This is a genomic window from Marinobacter sp. LA51, assembly GCF_030297175.1.
GTDB classification, from domain to species: domain Bacteria; phylum Pseudomonadota; class Gammaproteobacteria; order Pseudomonadales; family Oleiphilaceae; genus Marinobacter; species Marinobacter apostichopi.
In genome coordinates this window covers 1,718,028-1,734,780 of sequence record NZ_AP028070.1, presented here as the reverse complement: position 1 = coordinate 1,734,780, position 16,753 = coordinate 1,718,028, and the positions used below count along the sequence as shown (strand labels likewise).

Here is a 16,753-nt window from a genome sequence, read left to right as displayed (position 1 = left end):
CTGTCCTTACTCGTCGTGCAATGCTGCGTAGATGTTTTCCGCCAATGACTTGCTGATGCCCGTAACTTTGGTCATCTCATCCACACTGGCTTTGCGGATTCCCTGTATCCCGCCAAAATAGCGAATCAGATCGCGCCGGCGCTTTGGCCCCACCCCTTCGATGCCTTCCAGGGTGGATTGCCGGCGTTTTTTGTCCCGGCGCGCCCGGTGGCCGGTAATGGCGAACCGGTGCGATTCATCCCGGATGTGCTGAATCAAGTGCAGAGCCGGCGAATCCGCCGGTATCCGGAACACATCACCGGTCATGGCGTCGATCAGCTGTTCCATTCCCGCCCGACGAGTCACGCCTTTGGCGACACCAATCAGCGGGATTTCCGAGATCTCCAGTTCATCAAAGACCTCACGCGCTATATTCAGCTGGCCCTTACCACCGTCGATAAACACCAAATCCGGGCGTTTACCCTCGCCGGCCACCATACGCTTATAGCGCCGGGTTAACACCTGGCGCATGGCGGCATAATCATCGCCAGCGGTTACGCCCTCGATATTGTATAGGCGATAGTCGCTTTTCAGTGGGCCATTCTCGTCGAAAACCACACAGGATGCGACGGTATTTTCACCGTGGCTGTGGCTGATGTCGAAACACTCCATTCTGGAGGGCGTTTCCGTTAACTCCAGCGTATCCCGCAGGGCCAGCAACCGGCGGTACACGGTTTCCTTACTGGCCAAGTGCGTCAGCAGGGTCTGGCGCGCGTTGGTCATTGCCAGTTCCAGCCAGCGACGCCGTTCACCCCGAACATTGCCGCGAATCCGGGTGTCCCGGTTCGCCGCCTTGGTCAGTGCCTCGGCCAGCAATTCCTGGCCATCCACATCCACCGGCACCAGAACATCCCGGGGAATTTCCCGGCGGGTGTTACCGCCAAAATAATACTGGCCAAGAAAGGCACTGAGCAATTCGCCTTCGGTCTGCTCAATGGAGTAGCGGGGAAAATAATCCTTGGTACCCAGCACGCGGCCACCACGCACGATGATCACCACGATGCAGACAATGCCGGCGTCCTGGGCGATGGCGATCACATCGGCGTCGCCGCCCTCGCCATCGACCGATTGTTGCTCCTGAACGTGCCGAAGGTGGTTGATCTGGTCCCGGTAGGCCGCCGCCTTTTCGAAGTCGAGACTTTTGGACGCCTTCTCCATGGCATTCATCAGATCCTGGATGATTGCCGGGTTCTTACCCTCCAGGAACATGCTGGCACGGCGGATGTCCTCGCGGTAGTCCTCGGGACTGATGAACTCCACACAGGGGGCGGTGCACCGGTTGATCTGATACTGCAGGCACGGACGAGTTCTGTTTTTAAAATAGCTTTCACTACAAGATCTTATACGGAAAACCTTTTGCAATACATTAAGGCTTTCCTTGACCGCCCCGGAGCTGGGAAAGGGCCCGAACCAGGTCCCGCCGCCCTTCTTCGTGCGCCCACGCCGAAAGGTCAGCGAGGGATAATCGCTGTGGGACGAGAGGTAGATGTAGGGATAGGATTTATCGTCCCGCAGCAGGATGTTATAGGGAGGCCGCAGGGATTTGATCAGGTTCTGCTCAAGCAGCAGCGCCTCGGTTTCACTCCCGGTGATGGTCACTTCGATGGAGGCAATCTTGCCTACCAGCGCCTCGGTCTTGGGCGCCAGACCGGTTTTGCGGAAGTAGCTGCTGACCCGGTTCTTGAGGTTGCGTGCCTTGCCAACGTACAGGACGTTGCCGCCTTCATCGAACATTCGATAGACGCCGGGCCGTTCTGTGAGCTGTTTCAGGAAGTTCTTACTGTCGAACTCCGCTGCTTTATTGGCGGGGTCAGACCTTGTCGGCATCAAGCAACCCGAGGCGGACGGCCATCAAGGCCAACTCAACATCACTGGAGATTTCGAGCTTTTCGAAGATTCGGTAGCGGTAGCTGTTCACCGTTTTGGGACTCAGGCATAGCTTATCGGAGATATCCTGAACTTTCTGGCAATCGACTACCATCATGGCGATCTGCATTTCGCGCTCGGACAGTCGCTCGAACAGCGACAGCTCACCGTCGTCGTCACGATCGCCGCTCAACTGCTTGAGAGCCATTTTCTGGGCGATTTCCGGGCTGATGTAGCGTTGCCCTGAGTGAGCCATGCGGATAGCCCGAACCATTTCCTTGATGTCCGCGCCCTTGGTGATATAGGCGGAGGCCCCGCTCTGCATGACTCGGGTGGGATACGGGTCGTCTGCACAAGCGGTAACAACGATAACACGAATGGAATCATCAATCCGAAGGATACGGCGGGTAGCTTCAAGGCCGCCAATGCCCGGCATCCTGATGTCCATCAGAACAATGTCTGGCCGCTCCTGGCGAACAAACTCTATGGCGCCCTCGCCCGAGGATGCTTGCCCGATAACGTCCAGGTCGGGGTTATCGGCCAGCATACGGGTAATGCCCGAACGCACCAGCTCATGGTCATCGACAACCAATACCCTGATCAAAATTCACCTCGCACACGGACTACGGGAAACTGCAGAATTGTACTGGTTACCTTAACACTCAAATAGGGCCAAAATCATGATATCAGGCAAATTATCATGCCGAAGTACCCAAACCTGCTGTATTTTCGACCGGATCAAACCAGACCACAAGGTCACCGTGCTTGACCGCAGCCATAACCCTGTCACGTTCAGCCAGCGGACTCTCGGTGTCGTTCAGCCCGTGGTAGCGGGTGCAATATTCCTCAACCAGACCATTCAACTGCTCTTGAGTCAGTAGCTCGGTTTCCACCACGAACTTCTCTTCCCGTGGGTCTGGCTGGGCCTGGTTGGCTGCATCGTCGGTCATAGATTCTCCCTCTTGAGCAACATGGTAAGGATTATGGCCGTGCGCGAGAAGCCCTGATCAACAATTGCCCCGAGCAATCAAGGAGAGTATCGACGAGTCAGGCAGCGTCGGATGCTGTCCGGAAGTGAGCTATCAATTGGCGCATGGAGTGGGATTCCTGGCGCAGCGCCTCACTGATGGAACGAGTATTCTCAACACTTTCGATAAGAAAGTCAGCACTTTCATCCAATACCGCGGATCGGCGCCCCACCCGGCCAATTTCATCGTGTTGGGTGGTTATGGCCCCGGTAATTTCCGCACTATGCTGCTCAAGCTGGACAAACCGCTCACCCAAGCCTTCGAGATGCCCCCGCAGGGCAACCAGATGCTCGCGGTTCTGATTGCCAGCTTCACTCATCTCTCCAAGCAAGCCATCTACACCGCCTACCCCAGAAACCAGGTCCTGAACCCACTGCGAGATATTCTGGGTCGATTCAGAGGTCCGCAAAGAAAGTGTGCGAACTTCGTCCGCCACCACCGCAAAACCGCGCCCATGCTCTCCAGCTCGGGCTGCTTCGATTGCCGCGTTCAGCGCCAACAGATTGGTTTGCTCCGCAATCTCAGCGATCACGCCGATCACCTGCTCAATTTTTCCGGTCGATTCATTCAAGGCATGAATGGAGGCCGACACCCGGGATATCACTTCCACGGTGTTCTCGGCCGCTTTTTCGCTGGTAACGAGGCGCTCCTGCACCCCAACGTTGGCGGCAACGGCCTCTCTCACGGTTTCTGCCGAGGCATTGGTAGCCTGATCAATCGCTGAGGCCTGATCGCCAATCGCCGCCATGGACTGACTGACATCCTGAATTTGCTGCCGGGTTTTCTCCGAGGCCTGCTGCAACGATTCTGCCCCACGATCCAAATTGCTGGAGCGCTCGTTCAACCCACCGGCCGCGCCGCGAACATCTCCAATGAATTGCTCGAACCGACTCACCAGGGCGCCCAGAGCACGGCTGACACCGGCCACCTCGTCCTTGCCGTTCAATACTGGGACTCGAGTCAGGTCGCTGTGCTCTTCCATGGCCTCCAGCTCCCGAGCAATTCGCCGCAGCCTTTGGATGACCGACACCCGCAACCACAGGGTCATCAAGATCACCAACGCCAGGAAACCGACCGATCCGGCCACCAGAAAGGTTTGCTGATCGGACAGAAAGGACAGCAGATCGTCGGCGCCGTTTTTAACCGATTCGCGACTACTCTCTTGACGTTCGTTTATGGCCGCCAGCATTGGCTCAAGCGCGGGGAACAGATCGAAGTCCACCACCTGACCAACCCGGTAATAGCTCTTTTGTTCTATACCCTCACTCATGGCGACCATCAGCGCCTGAACCCGCTCGAAATCCTCGATGTGGCTCTCAGACCAGGGTTGCAAACCGCTGTTAGCCTTTACCGCCTCCCAGTGTTCCGGCAGTGAGACTTCCAGGTCCGCAAAAGCCGGCTGGATCTCATCCCACAGCAGAAGCTGGGCTTTAATTTTATAGGCCAGATCCTGGAGCTTGCGGTGAGACTGCTCCAGGTCTGCAAGCAGCCAGGTTTCTTCAAGGTTGGTGCGAATCAGTTCATCCGAGGCCTCCTCGGCCTTGAGAATGATCGTCCCGGACAGAGTGGCCAGCCCGGCCAGGGCAAAAACACAAAGAAAGGCAAAACAAAATATACGGGCGCGAACGGTGCCTAACATGACGACTCCAACGACAGACTGAGAACAGCAGGTTAAGACAGTTCTGTGACGCTTTTATGTCAAATGGACATTTGAACGCTGTCTTTGGCTTTGGAGGCCAGCGCGGAATCGCTTCAAAAACAGGGGTTAATTGCCTATTATCGCGACTTTAAATCAGGCTGGATGTTAATGAATCACTCCGTTTTTCGGCTGACCTTACCCATTTTATTCGGCTACCTACCCTTGGGCATGGCGTTCGGCGTGCTGTTTGCGACCCAGCTGGAGTACGCCTGGTGGATTGCGCCGTTGATGGGCGTGGTGATTTTTGCCGGTGCCGGGCAGATCCTGGCGGTGAGCCTGCTGGCCGCCAATGCCGGATTGGTTGAGGTATTTGTCGCGATGTTTGTCCTGAACGCCCGCCATCTTTTTTACGGTCTGTCGCTACTCGGGCAGTTCCGCGGCGCTGGCTGGCGTAAGGTGTACCTGATCTTTGGCCTCACCGACGAAACCTACTCACTGCTAACGAGCCGCCCACGCGGGCCAGATCGCGCCTACGAGCAAACCGTTGATTTCCGGATTACCGCGTTCAATCAGGGCTATTGGGTGATCGGCTGCGCGCTGGGTGCCTTGCTTGCGGATAATGTGGCGTTTAACAGCACCGGCATCGAATTTGCGCTGGTCGCGCTCTTTATTGTCCTGACCATTGAGCAATTGAAGGCGCTCGGCGACAGCCTGCCGGTCTGGCTGGGCGCAGCTGCCGCAGGCGTAGCCATGATTGCCCTACCGCCAGCTCATCAGCTTATCGGGGCTATTGCCATCGTTACCGCTATTTTGCTGCTTCACTATCGGCGAATACGTGGTGAGCAATCATCGGAAGGAGACGTGAATCGTGGCTGAATCGACCTATATTGCCGCATTCATTGCCGTTGCTGCAGTCGCGACCTTCGCGACGCGGGTCATTCCGTTTCTGTTTTTCGAGCGGCACACGGAACATCCGCTGATTCAGCACCTGGGGCGTTACTTGCCGGCCGCGGTGATGGCCCTGCTGGCAACGGTGTTTCTGCAACGCTCTGGCACCTGGACGGCTGACCTGCCGGGTTTCGATGCCCTTATACCAGGGTTGCTGGTGATCGCCGTACATCTCTGGCAGCGCAATGCCCTGCTATCCATTGCTGCAGGAACCGCCAGCTACATGGTCATCCAGCAAACCGGTGTGTTCTGACGTCAGCCGCGGTCTTCGAGATTCGCAACCAGCCGGGAATCCTGAACGGCGGCAGTCCGATGCTTAACCACACCCTTGTATTCCGGGCTTTCAATCATTGCCATGAAGGCATCAATGGACGGGTAGCGTACTAGCAGAACCTGGTCCCAGGATTCTTCCGGCGGTGCTATGAGAGAGCCAACACTGTTGCCGGACCAGATAACCTCGGCACCCACAGCCCTGACGCAGGCACCCGCCTCTTCCATGTAAAGCTTGTAGGCTTCGCGACCTGAGCGTTCCATGGCCTCATCGGGGTAGCTGGCCCGGTCGCGGAATCTCAGCAGGTTCAACATGACCACCGGTTGATCCTTTGGCGTATCCGCCAGCACTTTCTGTAATTGCTCCGGGGTCGGATTGACGGCTTCCATCCTGGTCCTCTTCTTCTTCGGCGATTGGCGCCCACTATAGCCTAGGCCTGAGGCCTTGGGACAAGGATTTTCGTTAGAATTCTTTCACACTGGCGCTTTTTTGCCGCCGAACAAGGACCTACTAAAACAGGTCTACCAGGCATTGGGATTGGCATTGGACTTTAGGAGCATAAAGATAGCTTACTATTTAGCGAGCACATACAATAAAACCTCCTGTGGAACCCTCACTTACGCACCCCATTCGCCGACCAAGGGAACTCGATACCGGCATGAACCTGACGGACATTTTCCTGCAAACCCTGGAAACAACCCTGCCTGTATTTGCCATGGTCTTTATTGGCATGGGATTGCGCAGGATCAATTGGATCGACAGCGCGTTCGTCAACACGGCCTCGGCCCTGGTATTCAAGGCCACGCTGCCGACACTGGTGTTTCTGAGCATCATCCGGGCGGATCTCGATACGGCACTGAACTTCAGCCTGCTAGGCTTCTACCTGGCGGCAACCATTGCGAGCTTTGCGCTGGCCTGGCTCTGGGCGTACTGGCGAGTACCTCACGCTGACCGGGGCGTTTATGTGCAGGGCGCGTTCCGGGGCAACTGTGGCATTGTGGGCCTCGCTCTGGCAGCGAACCTTTATGGCGACTTCGGACTGTCTGCGGGCGGTATCCTGCTTGGGCTGGTGATCATTTCCTACAACGCGCTGTCGGTCATCGTGCTGATTGCCTATCAGCCGGGGCAAACCGCCAGCTGGCGACGCATCGGCCACGATATTATCCGAAACCCGTTGATCATAGCGGTCATCGTCGCCATTCCAGTCGCCTGGCTGGATATACGGTTTCCGGAATGGGTTATGACCTCCGGGGATTATTTCGCGTCCCTGACCCTGCCGCTGGCGTTGTTATGTATTGGCGCCACGGTATCGCTCAGCGCCATCCGCAGCGACAGTTCCACGGCTTTGGGCTCCAGCTCCCTGAAAATGGTGGTGTTGCCGGCCCTGTGTACGGCTGCAGCCTGGCTTGTAGGCTTTCGGGGCGCAGAACTGGGCCTGATGTTTTTGTACTTTGCCAGCCCCACAGCTGCCGCGAGCTTTGTCATGGTGAAAGCACTGGGCGGCAATGATCGCCTGGCCGCCAACATCATTGCGTTGACGACCCTGATGGCCAGCATTACCGTGACTCTTGGGGTGTTTGCCCTGCGCAGTGCTGGGCTGATCTAGGCGGTGCGCATGCAGAGCTCCTGCATCGCTACAAAGCCGCGCTCGCAGCCCCACTGGTAGCTACTGCCAAACAGGTTGTAATGGTTGAGGTAGTGGTACAGGTTGTAAATGTCGCGCTTCTGCTCATAAACCGAAGTTCGGCGGAAGGTCCGGTCATAGGCCCGGTAAAAGGCAGCCCCGAAACCTCCGAACATCTCTGTCATCGCCAGATCCGCTTCGCGATCCCCGCAATAGATCGCCGGGTCGATGAGCCAGGGCCCTTCCCGATCAAACAAAACATTGCCACTCCAGAGGTCGCCGTGTAGCAGGCTCGGGTGGTCGCAATGCTCGTTCAGCCAGCGAATCAGAGTGTCATCACACTGATCCAGAATGCCTTCGAATCGGTTGCGAACGCCGCTCGCCCGAACTCGGGACACCTGATAGCGTAGACGGTTCTGGACAAAGAACTCGCCCCAGGATTCGGCCCAGCAGTTCGGCTGCGGCGACAGCCCGATGTAATTGCCCCCGTGCCAGCCATACATGGACTGCGGCAGCCTGTGCAGTGCCGCCAGCCCCTCACCCAGCGCTTCGAGCGCGCAATCGTCGATCCGGGCCGGCTCTATGGCCGTTATCTCGAGAGTCGATTCGTCTACCCGGACAACCTCCGGAACCCGAACGGATTCAACACCCGCCGTTTTCAAACCATTAGAAAGTCGGCCTAACCCCTCTGCTTCGCAGAACAGAGCATTAGGGTATACCGTGGTGTTACGCTTACAGAAAATCCCAGACATTGCACTCCAGCCTTCTTGAATACATCGACCTACAGCCGGTAGATTAAAAGATAGCTGACATATCCGCCTGACAAGGACAATTCATGCACGCCAAGCGCTGGTCCCTGCTTATTTCCGGACTCGTTCAAGGAGTCTACTACAGAGCTTCCACAGCAACCCAAGCTACCAAATTCGGGCTTACTGGTTTTGCCCGTAACCTCGCCGACGGCAGAGTGGAAGTCGTAGCGGAGGGTACCGAAGATCAATTGCAGCAGCTGAAAAGCTGGTGCGAGATCGGCCCGTCTGCCGCGCGGGTGGACTCGGTGGAGGTATCGGAACAAGAGGCCACCGGGGAATTCAGTGACTTTGGCATTCGGCATTAACGGTGCCAATGTGACTCAGGATCTACCGTTTTCCCAAGCCTGCGAGAACAACAAAGGGCCCATACTCGACAAGCTGGCGGCCATTTTCCATGCGCCGGGGCTGGTTCTTGAAATTGGCACCGGCACGGGCCAGCATGCCGTGCATTTTGCCGGCCACTTGCCCCACCTGACCTGGCAGCCCAGCGACCATCCCCAGAATGGCCAACTCTGCCTGCCCAGAATCGGGCAAGCCGGCCTGGCCAACCTCAATCCGCCCATAACACTGGACGTTTGCCAATCAGACTGGGGCGTACCCGGTCCGGTGAATGGTGTGTTCTCAGCCAACACCGCCCACATCATGTCTTGGCCTGAAGTGGAGCGCATGTTTGCAGGCGTCGCTACGATTCTGGCTCATGGATCGGCGCTTTGCCTTTACGGCCCTTTCCGTTACGAAGGCCAACACACCAGTGCCAGCAACCTGAATTTTGACCAGCACCTTCGCTCTCAAAATCCGAGCATGGGCATCCGGGACATGACCGATCTGATCGCGCTTGCTGACCGCTGCCGACTATCGCTGGATGAAGATATCGAAATGCCGGCCAATAACCGGATGACCGTTTGGCGGCGCCAAGCATGAAGCCACTAGGGGATCGACCTGCCAAATTTCCACGGGCAGTATGGGTAGGGGTTACCCTGATCGCCGTTGTTACAGCGGCTCATGGGGAATCCGGCGCGAACATCGTGGTTACCGCACCATTGCTGGAGCGCACGCTCTACGAGACCCCTGCAGCGCTCTCCGTTGTCGATCGCCTCACCATTCAACAGGGCCAGTTACGAAACAAGCTGGATGAGTCCCTGGTGCTGGTTCCCGGCGTGTATCTGCAGAATCAGGAAAACTACGCCCAGGGCGAGCGCATTGCCATTCGGGGCTTCGGCGCCCGGGCTCCCTTCGGGGTTCGGGGAATTACCGTGATCGTAGATGGCATTCCCTACACCCTGCCCGACGGACAGGCCCAGCTCGACGCCATTGATTTAGACAACGCCGAGCGGATCGAAGTCATTCGTGGCCCGGCCTCGGTACTCTATGGCAACGCCGCTGGCGGTGTGATCAGCGTCACTACCGCCGATGGCCGTCGGACACCCGAAGGCTCCAGCATTCGCCTCACCGGTGGGAGCCATGACTTTGGCAAGCTTACCGCCCGCAACAGCGGTTCTGACGGAGCCTGGGCCCATAACGTTAGTTTCACTGCGTTAAATGTCGAAGGTTACCGAGATCAGAGCGAGGTCGAGAAATACCTGTTCAATTCGAAGCTGAGCCGGGACCTGGGTGACGATCAGTCCCTGACGATTATCCTGAACCTTCTCGATAACCCGCGCTCGGAAGACCCCGGCGCTCTCACCGATGAACAGGTTGAAGACGACCGCACCCAAGCCGGGCGCTTTACCGAGGACTACGACACCGGTCAGACCGTCGACCAGCAGGTACTGGGCCTGCAATACGAGGACTTGTCGGCCGGCTCCGGCGAATGGCGAGCTAAGACCTTCTACCTGCGCCGTAATTTCGAGCAGCAACTGCCCTTTCCCGGCCCGAGCCGAATCGACTACAACCGCGATTACTTCGGCTTCAACTCCGACTATCGCCAGCCCTTTGCATTGGCCGGTTACCCTGTCCGCACGGTTACTGGGATTGAGGCGCGACGACAACGGGACGATCGCAGCCGACGCGAAGTGAGTTTTGACGGCACACTTCAGGGTGAAACTGCAGATGAGGTGCAAACCGCTACGGCACTCAGCGTTTTCAGCCAAAGTGATCTGGACCTGAATTCCGACCTGACACTTTCAGTGGGCGCCCGCTTCGATCACATCCACCTGGATGTGGACGACCAATTCGTTCAGGACGGCGATCAGTCCGGTGACCGATCCTTTGGTGAATGGAGTGGCTCAGCCGGCCTGAGTTATCGATATCGCCCCGACCATCAGGCCTACGCCAACCTAAGCACCGCGTTCGAAACACCCACCTTCTCGGAGTTCGCCAACCCCTCAGGCCAGGGCGGTTTCAATCCGGATGTTGAGCCCCAGAAGGCGGTGAATCATGAATTGGGCTTACGGGGCGAACTGGACGGCGGCGTCCGCTATGACCTGACTCTGTTCTGGATTGATGTGCGTGACGAGTTGACCCCCTACACCTTGCCTGGCGACAACGACCGGACCTTTTATCGTAATACCGGGGATACCACTCGCAAAGGTGTTGAAGCGGCCGCGGGTTGGAGTATCTCGCAAGCCTGGCGGATTGAGACGGCCCTGACACTGGCCCGCTACACCTTTGATGACTATCAAGTGGGCGGCAATGACTTTGCCGGTAACCGGCTGCCAGGGCTGCCGGAGCGGGTCTGGAGCAACCAGATACAGTGGAGCGGTCTCGGTGGCAATTTCGCGACCCTTGAAACCCGCTATGTCGGAGACTTGGTGGCGGATGATGCCAACAATGTCGAGGTCGACGATTACTGGCTGGTGAACCTGCGAGGGGGCGATACCTGGCACGTCAGCCGCAACAGCCTGCTGAAAGCCTTCGTGGGTGTCCGCAATGTTCTGGACGAGGAGCATTTCGCCAATGTGCGCATTAACGCCAGCAACGGCCGATATTTCGAACCAGCGGCCAAGCGCACCTATTACGCGGGGTTAGAGCTCACTTTCTGAACCCATAAAAAAAGCCCTGACCTTGTGTAAGGTCAGGGCTTTCTGTTGGCGGAGAGGGAGGGATTCGAACCCTCGAAACGCTATTAACGTTTACACACTTTCCAGGCGTGCGCCTTCAGCCACTCGGCCACCTCTCCAATAAACTGTTTCAAATCAGCAATATCGTCGCTCATTTGAGGGCGCAAACTCTAATGGTTTTTATGCCGTTTGGCAACTCCCTTTCTACACTTCGGGCATTTTTTTCTTTTCGGGTGGGTTTTCGTTTACCTCTTGTTAGGATTGGGCACTATGGGAGAAAGGTCGCGCGCCATTCCACTCCTGCCAATTCCGCCTAAGGAGCCAGCCAATGATGATGAAAACCGAGCACTCAACCCTGGTGTTGATCGACGTTCAGGAACGACTGATGCCTGCCATCGCCCATGGCGAGGAAGTGGTCGACCGGTGCCTCACTCTCGCCACCATTGCTGGGCTTCTAGGGGTGCCCATAGTGGCCACAGAGCAATCACCGGAGAAGCTTGGCCACAACGTGGAAGACATCCGGGAACTGTGTGATCAGGTCATTTCCAAGGACCATTTCGACGCCTGCGGTGACGGTCTCATCGACCAGCTTCCGCAAGGACGTCAGGAGATCGTGATCTCAGGGTGTGAAACCCACGTATGCATGCTGCAAACGGCACTCAGCCTGCTCAATGCCGGCTACACCGTATGGGTAGTAGCAGACGCCACCGGTTCCCGAAACGAGTTTGACCGGGACGTTGCCCTGGATCGCCTAGCTCAGAGTGGCGCACGGATCGTGACGCTGGAAATGGTCGCCTTTGAGTGGATGAAGAACAGCAAGCACCCGCACTTCCGGGATATCCAAAACTTGATCAAATAGCTACCAGGCACGAGGCCAGCGATGCTGAACATGGATTTCTCCAAGCGTGTAGTAATCCGCACTGAAGAACAGGATTGGGTTCCCAGCCCGGCGGGCGGCGTGCTGAGAAAACCGCTGGCCCGTGAAGAGGCGGAACGTGGTCACGCCACCAGCGTGGTCCGTTATGAGGCGGGCGCCTCATTTAAACGGCACGAGCATCCGTTGGGTGAGGAAATCCTGGTTCTGGATGGTGTTTTTTCCGATGAAACCGGAGACTATCCCGCCGGAACTTATTTCCGAAACCCGCCCGGGACTGGCCACGCGCCCTTCAGCCGTGACGGCTGCACCCTGCTGGTCAAATTGCATCAATTTGAAGAGCGTGACCTTACGCCTGTGCGAATAGACACCCATTCTCAGCCCTGGCTACCGGGTATTGGCGGGCTTGAGGTAATGCCGCTGCACAATTTCGAGCACGAGCATGTCGCATTGGTGAAATGGCCGGCCGGCGAGCGCTTTCAACCGCACCGGCACTTCGGCGGAGAGGAGATCTTTGTGCTCTCAGGCGAGTTCTGTGATGAATACGGCCGCTACCCGGTCGGTACCTGGATTCGCAGCCCTCATCTCAGCCAACACCACCCCTTTGTTGAGCAGGAGACCGTAATCTGGGTGAAAACCGGCCACCTGCCACTCCAGGCCTGAGCTGCTAAGGTGTTTGGCAATTCCCCACAGACCTCTCCACAGGCCTCTCCACAATACTCTCCACGGCACTCTGGTCGACCACGATAAGCTCGGAGAGCTCGAAACCTTTCCTTTATGGAGCCTTAAGAGGCTTCAGAGCCGTGCCACTGGCCGCCGGAAAAATCGTGGTTACTGGAACGGCCAATGTCCATTGACCGCTCCCCCTCTGGCACCTCAAACACGTGATACGCTTCCGGGCCGAAGGTATCCAGTGCGGTGCCACGATACTCATAGGAGTCCGGGACCGGCTCGCCAGAGAAGGCGACGCGGAAATAGTGCTCGCGGGTCTGCGCGCCGACCCTTAATGGTTGCTCGACCCAGAGATAGACGGATTTATCCGGCACCATGTATTCACACCGGACGACGCGATAGCCGTCATGGAGCGAAAGACTGGTAGGCTCCTTACCGGGTTCCAGACGAAATTTGTGGATAGTCTTCATGGCGGTGACTCCTCTGAAAATGTGGTCTACACAATTCCATCCTGCCCCCAAAGACTGCTCGATAAAATAAGCTTTTATGAACCTTTTAGATCGTTTTTTTCGAGGAATCGAATGATCTATTCATAGGTCTATTTAGAGGCATTTTGAGAGGCCTGAAGGCTCGTACCGCCTTCGCAAATAGCACGAACGCCTTCATGTGCAGGGTCTTTGCTCCGAGTTATCGCAAACAGCTCATCTTTCACGTCATTGATTGAGGCTATCTCTTCCACCTCGTACTGTCGGCATACTTCCGCCCGGATGGCCGTCGGTGCCGCGAACACGCCAAGGCCTTGCCGGCCAAAGACTTTTATCAGTGCACTGTCATCAATGCGGGCCACCACGTTCATTCGCACCCCTTGCAGTGAAAACCAGTTCATCAGCTTCTCGAAATAAGGAGCATTGGTCGCATTCGCAAGCAGCGGCTCGCCGTTAAGTGAGCCCGGAAAGCCCCGCTTCAGTCGTTCGGCGATATCGGATCGGGCGAACAGGCTGATTGTCGAGCCTGCAAGCGGATGTGCAGTAAAGCGGCCGTGGTCAACCAGCCCTGGCATGCGATCAGTCAGCACCACATCAAGTTCCATGCGCTTGAGGCGCAGCATCAGATCCTCAGTGCCGCCGGTCTGGCAGTTGAGCTGAATAGGACGTGACAGCGCCATCGCGGGCTGCAGAAGCGCATAGGCAATCAACTTATGAATGGAGGCAGAGATCCCTGCAGACAACGTTAACGGACGATCGCCTGGCGCCAGCTGAAGGGTTTCAGTGAGTTCGCCGGTAAGTGCAAAGATCTCATCGGCATAACCCAGCACGGTCTTACCCAAATCGGTCAGAATCAGCTGCCGCTGTTCACGCCGGAACAGCAGACCATCCAGGGAAGATTCGAAGGTGGCGAGCTGTCCGCTCAGGGTTTGCGGGGCAAGCTCCAGCACCTCGCTGGCGCGGGCAATGGAGCCTTCCCTGCTGATCATCCAGAAGTAATAGAGGTGTCTGAGGTTGAGCTGATCCACTGGCAACTCCTCAGTTCACGATCAGGAGGGGCGAGGAATCTTAAGAATATCACCAAAGGTCACGTATTCGCTGCCGCCCAGGCGACCGATGGGGTCCACCGCCGCGGCATCGATCTTTAACCGGCCTTTATCATCGAAACGGGTCGCCTGGTCACTCACGTAGACTCCTTTCACCACGCCAAATACCAGAGTCTGGGGCGCTTCCCCGATTTCCTTGATGTCATAGAGCTCACAGGCGAAAGCAACGTGGCAATCCTTGAGCCGTGCCAGGCGGGAGCCTTCCATCGGCGTGAGCTCCAGCCCCAGATCCGCCAGCTCCGACTCACCGTGCGGCAAGGTGCGGGATGTGGCCGTCATGGCGCCAGCCAGTTCCCGGTGGGCGATATGGACGACAAAATCCTTACGAGCCTCGATATTCACCCGCGTGTCCTTGAAGGCATTGTCCGTGGGCTTTCGCCCCACCGAGAACATCAACACCGGAGGATTGCTGGTGATGGGTGTAAAGAATGAGAACGGCGCCAGGTTATAGTCGCCATCGGGATTTTCACTCAGCACCCAGGCAACCGGACGAGGTACCACGGTCTGGGTCAGAATGTGGTAAGCCTCGGTCGCATCCATGTTCTCGAAATCGATAAACATCAGGCTATTTTTTCCTGTAAATAATACCCGGGTGACACTGCACCATTTCATACAAGTCGGGCAGACCGTTCAGCGATTCAGAGGCACCTAGGATGAGGTAACCACCAGGATTCAGGGTGGCATGGATGCGGGTAAGGATGTCTTTCTTGAGCTCTGCCGAGAAATAGATGAGGACATTACGACACATCACGATGTCGAATTTCCCAAGCATGTAACGCTCCAGCAGGTTCAGCTCCTTGAACTCAACCATACTCTTGAGCTGCGGGCGAATTTGCCAGCCACCGTTGAGCGAGGGCGTGAAGAACTGTTTTTGCCGTTCCGGAGAGAGTCCACGCCCGATGGCGATCATTTCGTATTCGCCCCGGCGCGCCACTTCGAGAACACTTTTGGAGATGTCGGTGGCGGTAATTTTTACATCACGCAGGCGCCCCGGCCGTTGACGCCGGAACTCTTCCAAAATCATGCCCACCGAATAGGGCTCCTGCCCCGTGGAGCAGGCCGCGGACCAAAGCCGAAGAGGCTGAGCCGTTTTACGCTCGGCAAACTCTGGCAGCAGCTTTTCCTGCAGGATTCGGAACGGATGATTGTCTCGAAACCAGAGCGTTTCGTTAGTGGTCATCGCATCGATGACCACTTCACGGAGGCTCGCCCTACCCGTCCGTTTCAGTCGGTCGAGCAGTTCACCCAGGGAGTTGAGTTCGTTTTCTTCCAGGATTCGACGAAGGCGGCTCTTAACCAGATATTGTTTATTTTCGCCCAGCAAAATGCCGCACGCATCCTGCAGGAACGTTTTGAAGGCTTCATATTCCTGTGGCGTTATTTCCGCTTTCATTGGATCTCTGTTGTTTGTGCATCAGTGAGCAATGGCATCACCCTTGGTCGATGATCTCCATCACTCGCTCGGCCAGTTCGTCAGGACTGAACTTGGCCATGAAGTCGTCTGCCCCAACTTTTTGCACCATGGCCCGGTTAAAGACTCCGCTCAATGAAGTATGTAGCATAATAAACATCTCGCTGATAGCCGGGTCACTTTTACACTTGGTCACCAGTGTGTAGCCATCCATTTCCGGCATCTCGACGTCAGAGATAATGAGGGCCAGGTGATCACGGGCCTTGGAACCATCACTGGTGATCTCTTTCAGGTACTCATAGGCTTGTTTGCCGTCGTTTTTGGTGACCACGTCCATACCAATCGCCGTCAGGCAGCGCTCGATCTGGCGGCGAGCCACCGAGGAGTCATCAACCACCAGGACCGGCAGATTGGCAGGCTCCCGCCCAGCGCTCTTGCTCAAGACCGCTTCGGTAACATCTTCCTTGAGCGGAGAAACTTCTGAAAGAATCTTCTCTACGTCAATGATTTCAACCAGCTTATCATCAATCTTGGTAACGGCGGTGAGGTAAACATCCTTGCCCGCACCTTTCGGTGGCGGAAGGATATCTTCCCAGTTCATATTCATGATCCGATCCACGCCGGTAACCAGGAAGCCCTGGGTTTTCCGGTTGTACTCGGTGATAATCACAAAACTGTTCGCCAGTTCTTCCTGGGGAATCCCCGGCAAGCCAATGGACATGCTGAGGTCAATAATGGGAATGGTCTCACCGCGAGTGTGGGCGACTCCTCGAACCACAGAACGGCTGTTCGGGATGGAGGACAGCTTCGGACATTGAAGAACCTCTTTTACCTTGAACACGTTGATACCGTACATCTGCCGTCCGCGCAGGCGGAACATCAGCAGCTCAAGGCGGTTTTTCCCTACCAGCTGGGTCCGCTGGTTTACGCTATCCAATACCCCTGCCATCTATGCTCTCCTACCTCACCGGGTCATCACCGG

Annotated in this window: 19 protein-coding genes and 1 tRNA gene; 8 read left to right on the top strand and 12 right to left on the bottom strand. The window is 56.6% G+C overall.

The features are described from left to right. Positions 1-6: 6 nt before the first annotated feature. From uvrC to QUE89_RS08015, 4 genes are all read right to left on the bottom strand, one after another. Positions 7-1,866 carry an excinuclease ABC subunit UvrC gene (gene uvrC / locus QUE89_RS08030; protein WP_286222676.1) on the bottom strand — a complete coding sequence of 620 codons (1,860 nt, stop codon included), beginning with the start codon at positions 1,864-1,866 and terminating at the stop codon, positions 7-9. Further along, positions 1,850-2,509, bottom strand: coding sequence for a UvrY/SirA/GacA family response regulator transcription factor (uvrY, locus tag QUE89_RS08025; protein ID WP_286222675.1), 660 nt, complete (start codon positions 2,507-2,509; stop codon positions 1,850-1,852). Before uvrY ends, uvrC begins: the two co-directional genes overlap by 17 nt. 94 nt (positions 2,510-2,603) lie before the next feature. Next, complete coding sequence (locus tag QUE89_RS08020) at positions 2,604-2,855, bottom strand: hypothetical protein (RefSeq protein ID WP_286222674.1); 252 nt, start codon at positions 2,853-2,855, stop codon at positions 2,604-2,606. A 97-nt stretch (positions 2,856-2,952) separates the two neighbouring features. Further along, complete coding sequence (locus QUE89_RS08015) at positions 2,953-4,572, bottom strand: methyl-accepting chemotaxis protein (protein WP_286222673.1); 1,620 nt, start codon at positions 4,570-4,572, stop codon at positions 2,953-2,955. 168 nt (positions 4,573-4,740) lie between these two features. Here QUE89_RS08015 and QUE89_RS08010 point away from each other — a divergent pair, with 168 nt between their 5' ends. Together QUE89_RS08010 and QUE89_RS08005 are read left to right on the top strand one after the other, a co-directional pair. Further along, a complete protein-coding gene (locus QUE89_RS08010; RefSeq protein ID WP_286222672.1) occupies positions 4,741-5,448 on the top strand; it encodes an AzlC family ABC transporter permease in 708 nt (235 codons plus the stop codon). Next, entirely contained in the window at positions 5,441-5,773 is a 333-nt protein-coding gene (locus QUE89_RS08005; RefSeq protein ID WP_286222671.1) for a branched-chain amino acid transporter permease, read from the top strand. The genes QUE89_RS08010 and QUE89_RS08005 overlap by 8 nt, the downstream gene beginning before the upstream one ends. A gap of 2 nt (positions 5,774-5,775) precedes the next feature. Here the strand turns inward: QUE89_RS08005 and QUE89_RS08000 are convergent, their stop codons facing one another. Beyond that, positions 5,776-6,180: a DUF1330 domain-containing protein gene (locus tag QUE89_RS08000; RefSeq protein WP_286222670.1), complete on the bottom strand. Its 405-nt coding sequence runs from the start codon at positions 6,178-6,180 to the stop codon at positions 5,776-5,778. Positions 6,181-6,449: 269 nt separating this feature from the next. Between QUE89_RS08000 and QUE89_RS07995 the strand changes: the two genes are divergently transcribed. Then, complete coding sequence (locus QUE89_RS07995) at positions 6,450-7,397, top strand: AEC family transporter (protein ID WP_286222669.1); 948 nt, start codon at positions 6,450-6,452, stop codon at positions 7,395-7,397. Here QUE89_RS07995 and QUE89_RS07990 read toward each other — a convergent pair. Beyond that, the gene (locus QUE89_RS07990) at positions 7,394-8,167 is read right to left on the bottom strand and encodes a fructosamine kinase family protein (protein WP_286222668.1); all 774 of its coding nucleotides are present in this window, start codon (positions 8,165-8,167) and stop codon (positions 7,394-7,396) included. The genes QUE89_RS07995 and QUE89_RS07990 overlap by 4 nt on opposite strands. A gap of 83 nt (positions 8,168-8,250) precedes the next feature. On the opposite strand from QUE89_RS07990, the gene yccX reads away from it, so the two are divergent. From yccX to QUE89_RS07975, 3 genes are read left to right on the top strand one after another with little or no spacing between them, the layout of a single operon-like run. After that, complete coding sequence (gene yccX / locus QUE89_RS07985; protein ID WP_286222667.1) at positions 8,251-8,529, top strand: acylphosphatase; 279 nt, start codon at positions 8,251-8,253, stop codon at positions 8,527-8,529. Next, the gene (locus QUE89_RS07980; protein WP_286222666.1) at positions 8,507-9,145 is read left to right on the top strand and encodes a DUF938 domain-containing protein; all 639 of its coding nucleotides are present in this window, start codon (positions 8,507-8,509) and stop codon (positions 9,143-9,145) included. The genes yccX and QUE89_RS07980 overlap by 23 nt, the downstream gene beginning before the upstream one ends. Continuing rightward, positions 9,142-11,205: a TonB-dependent receptor family protein gene (locus tag QUE89_RS07975; protein WP_286222665.1), complete on the top strand. Its 2,064-nt coding sequence runs from the start codon at positions 9,142-9,144 to the stop codon at positions 11,203-11,205. The genes QUE89_RS07980 and QUE89_RS07975 overlap by 4 nt, the downstream gene beginning before the upstream one ends. Positions 11,206-11,251: 46 nt before the next feature. Here the strand turns inward: QUE89_RS07975 and QUE89_RS07970 are convergent. Then, positions 11,252-11,342: transfer RNA gene (locus tag QUE89_RS07970), tRNA-Ser, on the bottom strand. Between the two features lie 209 nt (positions 11,343-11,551). Between QUE89_RS07970 and QUE89_RS07965 the strand changes: the two genes are divergently transcribed. Next, positions 11,552-12,082: an isochorismatase family protein gene (locus QUE89_RS07965; protein ID WP_286222664.1), complete on the top strand. Its 531-nt coding sequence runs from the start codon at positions 11,552-11,554 to the stop codon at positions 12,080-12,082. 21 nt (positions 12,083-12,103) lie between these two features. Continuing rightward, positions 12,104-12,760 (top strand): cupin domain-containing protein, encoded by a 657-nt coding sequence (locus QUE89_RS07960; protein ID WP_286222663.1) that lies wholly within the window; start codon positions 12,104-12,106, stop codon positions 12,758-12,760. A 122-nt stretch (positions 12,761-12,882) separates the two neighbouring features. Here the strand turns inward: QUE89_RS07960 and QUE89_RS07955 are convergent, their stop codons facing one another. From QUE89_RS07955 to QUE89_RS07935, 5 genes are all read right to left on the bottom strand, one after another. Next, a complete protein-coding gene (locus QUE89_RS07955; protein WP_286222662.1) occupies positions 12,883-13,239 on the bottom strand; it encodes a DUF7352 domain-containing protein in 357 nt (118 codons plus the stop codon). A 128-nt stretch (positions 13,240-13,367) separates the two neighbouring features. Continuing rightward, on the bottom strand, positions 13,368-14,282 hold the full coding sequence (locus QUE89_RS07950; protein ID WP_286222661.1) for a LysR family transcriptional regulator: 915 nt from the start codon (positions 14,280-14,282) through the stop codon (positions 13,368-13,370). A gap of 21 nt (positions 14,283-14,303) precedes the next feature. After that, a complete protein-coding gene (locus QUE89_RS07945; protein ID WP_286222660.1) occupies positions 14,304-14,921 on the bottom strand; it encodes a flavin reductase family protein in 618 nt (205 codons plus the stop codon). A gap of 4 nt (positions 14,922-14,925) precedes the next feature. Next, positions 14,926-15,753, bottom strand: a complete 828-nt coding sequence (locus QUE89_RS07940; RefSeq protein WP_286222659.1) for a CheR family methyltransferase — start codon at positions 15,751-15,753, stop codon at positions 14,926-14,928. Positions 15,754-15,790: 37 nt separating this feature from the next. Beyond that, positions 15,791-16,720 carry a chemotaxis protein CheV gene (locus tag QUE89_RS07935; RefSeq protein WP_286222658.1) on the bottom strand — a complete coding sequence of 310 codons (930 nt, stop codon included), beginning with the start codon at positions 16,718-16,720 and terminating at the stop codon, positions 15,791-15,793. Positions 16,721-16,753 lie beyond the last annotated feature (33 nt).

Coding starts and splice junctions, on each gene's coding strand:
- uvrC (WP_286222676.1), bottom strand. CDS start 1,866: ATGCCGACAAGGTCTGACCCCGCCAATAAAGCAGCGGAGTTCGACAGT.
- QUE89_RS08020 (WP_286222674.1), bottom strand. CDS start 2,855: ATGACCGACGATGCAGCCAACCAGGCCCAGCCAGACCCACGGGAAGAG.
- QUE89_RS08015 (WP_286222673.1), bottom strand. CDS start 4,572: ATGTTAGGCACCGTTCGCGCCCGTATATTTTGTTTTGCCTTTCTTTGT.
- QUE89_RS08010 (WP_286222672.1), top strand. CDS start 4,741: ATGAATCACTCCGTTTTTCGGCTGACCTTACCCATTTTATTCGGCTAC.
- QUE89_RS08000 (WP_286222670.1), bottom strand. CDS start 6,180: ATGGAAGCCGTCAATCCGACCCCGGAGCAATTACAGAAAGTGCTGGCG.
- QUE89_RS07995 (WP_286222669.1), top strand. CDS start 6,450: ATGAACCTGACGGACATTTTCCTGCAAACCCTGGAAACAACCCTGCCT.
- QUE89_RS07990 (WP_286222668.1), bottom strand. CDS start 8,167: ATGTCTGGGATTTTCTGTAAGCGTAACACCACGGTATACCCTAATGCT.
- yccX (WP_286222667.1), top strand. CDS start 8,251: ATGCACGCCAAGCGCTGGTCCCTGCTTATTTCCGGACTCGTTCAAGGA.
- QUE89_RS07975 (WP_286222665.1), top strand. CDS start 9,142: ATGAAGCCACTAGGGGATCGACCTGCCAAATTTCCACGGGCAGTATGG.
- QUE89_RS07965 (WP_286222664.1), top strand. CDS start 11,552: ATGATGATGAAAACCGAGCACTCAACCCTGGTGTTGATCGACGTTCAG.
- QUE89_RS07960 (WP_286222663.1), top strand. CDS start 12,104: ATGCTGAACATGGATTTCTCCAAGCGTGTAGTAATCCGCACTGAAGAA.
- QUE89_RS07955 (WP_286222662.1), bottom strand. CDS start 13,239: ATGAAGACTATCCACAAATTTCGTCTGGAACCCGGTAAGGAGCCTACC.
- QUE89_RS07945 (WP_286222660.1), bottom strand. CDS start 14,921: ATGTTTATCGATTTCGAGAACATGGATGCGACCGAGGCTTACCACATT.
- QUE89_RS07940 (WP_286222659.1), bottom strand. CDS start 15,753: ATGAAAGCGGAAATAACGCCACAGGAATATGAAGCCTTCAAAACGTTC.
- QUE89_RS07935 (WP_286222658.1), bottom strand. CDS start 16,720: ATGGCAGGGGTATTGGATAGCGTAAACCAGCGGACCCAGCTGGTAGGG.